Source organism: Candidatus Hydrogenedentota bacterium, assembly GCA_019695095.1.
GTDB lineage: Bacteria > Hydrogenedentota > Hydrogenedentia > Hydrogenedentales > SLHB01 > JAIBAQ01.
This window is the reverse complement of record JAIBAQ010000403.1, coordinates 1-2578: the sequence shown is the minus strand read 5'-3', so window position 1 is coordinate 2578 and position 2578 is coordinate 1. Positions and strand designations below refer to the sequence as shown.

At 59.6% G+C, this 2578-nt stretch carries 2 protein-coding genes; both read left to right on the top strand.

The genetic code is table 11. The features are described 5' to 3' along the window. The first annotated feature begins 168 nt into the window (after nucleotides 1–168). Nucleotides 169–372, top strand: coding sequence for a cold shock domain-containing protein (locus K1Y02_26900; GenBank protein MBX7260012.1), 204 nt, complete (start codon nucleotides 169–171; stop codon nucleotides 370–372). A 126-nt stretch (nucleotides 373–498) separates the two neighbouring features. After that, nucleotides 499–2578 (top strand): hypothetical protein (locus K1Y02_26895; protein ID MBX7260011.1); only part of this gene is annotated, 2080 nt, incomplete at its 3' end.

Genomic DNA, 2578 nt, shown 5'->3' with positions numbered 1-2578 from the left:
GTACTAACCTATTGACAGATTCACCCCGTATCGATATCCTACAGGCTGCAAGGCGGATCTGGTGTCGAGAACGAGTTCGGTTCTCAGGGTCCTTCCAAAAAAGAATGGTAGTTGTAATTCGGTGAGGGCAAAGCAGTGTCTGAAGGTACAAATGGATCGGCTCAGAGCTTGTTGAAAGGTCGTGTCAAGTGGTTCAATGACCAGAAGGGTTATGGGTTCATTACCCAAGACAACAGCCCGGATGTCTTCGTCCACCACACGGCGATCACCATGGAAGGTTTCCGGACCTTGAAAGAAGGCGAAGAAGTTGCCTTCCAGATTCTGGAAAGCAACAAAGGCCTTCAAGCGGTCAACGTCACGCGCGTGGAATAACGCCTCGCGTCGTGGCATACTCCCGATCGTCGCTTTCGTGAGGGCAAAGGCGGCGTCCCATGAATCCGCCCCTTGGGCTGGGCGGAGTAGAGGTTAAAGCAGTACCATTCACTTCGTGGCAGCCACATGATAGGGGTAGGGCTTCCGTTACGCCTGATTCTGGGATTAACCCTGTGCGGAGGCGCAGGCAATGAAAAACCGTTGCCTCCTTCCATCCCCACGGTCCTGCAAGTGGCGAATACCCAAGCATCCTGGGAAGATCGGGACATCGACTTTTGGGTGCGCGCGAAAGTCGATGGCTTCCTCCTCGGTGATACAGGCATTTCCCTGCCCAAGGAGGAGCGGCCGCCCACTGAGGACGGACTTGCCAACCTCTTCGACCGGCTTCGGCGCGCCGGGGTATTGAAGAACTGCCTCACAGTCTCCTTACCTACCCGTCAGTCGCCCTACGTAAACGACGATGCGGTGCTGGACTTCACCAGCCGGGCCGAAAAGAAAATTTCCCGCGCGATAGACGCTGGCGCTTGGGGAGTGGCGCTCGATACGCGACCGTCACAGTCCCTCCACACTTTCACGTGGGAAGGGTATGGCGGCGAAAATCCGCCGAGCCGCGATTCGCTCCGTTCCAACGCGAAGGCAGTTGGCGTTGCCCTGGGCAAGACGCTCGCAAAGGACCACCACGTTGAAACCGCCTTCATCATCACCGACGGTCTAGCTGGTGCCGGGCCGCTCTGGTTCTCGCTAATCGACGGTCTACTCCGAGGCATTGGCGACGCTTCACTGCCAGTCCACTTGATAGTCTGTCCATCGGACCGCGCCCAGGACCTGCGCTCCATCCGCGCCGAAACCGCCAAGATATTGAGCCTGAAACTCTCGCCGGAAGGACTGCGCGTCTGGGAGCGCGTCGGGGCAGTCGACTTCGGACTAAACCTCGCCACGCTCGAATCTCCCGCTACCGAATCCGAAGAAGTCCGACAACGCCGGAAGGGCGCGCTCATTGCCGGAAAGCTCAACGCCTCGGAGTTCGTCGTGAACGTGGAAGCGCCTCCCGTGGGTTGGAAAAGCCCCGATCCCCAAGTGGACACACTGAGTTTTGAAACGCCGCTGGATGGGTTCGTACGAGTGGGACGTCACTCATGGGCCGGTGCGGATGCCGATGTCCTTCGCAACAAAGACGGTGCGGCGGCAGCATTGCTATCCGGCATTCCAGACCATGCGTCCATTGCTTCTCAGATCGATCCGATACACGTCTCGAACCTGCTCACCGGTGAGGTATCAAAACATCCGGCGGACACGTCTCCGGTGGAACTGAACGCGACGGATTCGCCGACACTGGTCGCGAGTCTGCCGATTCGCACCTGGGCAGCGCCCGCGGGACTATGGATCTCTGCCGAATACCCGCCCGCAGGTCAGACACGCACCGCGAACATCAACTATGGATGGGCCAACCGTACGGGTGTGGCCATGAGCGGAGTCATCGAAGCGACCGTGCCCGACCGCTTTGCTATCACCCCATCGGGACTTCCGTTCTCCGCCGCGGATGGTGACTCGGTTTCCGCCATCGGCCGGATTACCGGCACGTTCGATGGCGCGCCAACGCTCACGGCGCGACTCGTATTGGCGGCTCCGCAAGGAGAACCCATTGTCCACGACTTCGCGCTGACCTTCCCTCCCCCACTGCGATGGTCCGCGGAAATGGACGGCCCGATAACAGCGGCACCGGCGACAGCCGATCTGGACGGAGATGGACTCCTAGAAGTCTACGCAGCGTCGTTGTCGGGCGACGTGGCCAGCTTCAACGCCGCGGGAGAACTCCGGTGGCGATGGGAATCGCCGGCCCCGGTCTCAACCTCCCCCGTTGTGTTTCGGCATTGGACAGGCACGCCGCACCTCGCCGTATGGGACGATGCCGGATTGTTGCACTGCTACAAGCCCGACGGAATCCCACGATTTGAAGTACCCATCGGAGCGCCCGCCCGAAACGGCCATTTGTTGACAGCCAACCTCCACGGATTCCCTGGACAAGAACTGGTGTGCGCGTTGGATTCCGGGCAAATCCTCGCGCTGCTCTCCAACGGACAAGAGCTGTGGAAGTTTGCCGCGCAAAACGAAATCATCGGACTTACCAAAGCGGCGGGCGCGGAAAAACGAGACGTAATCGTTGCCGCTCTCGGCGATAGTACATGCATCGCTATCGGCCCAGACG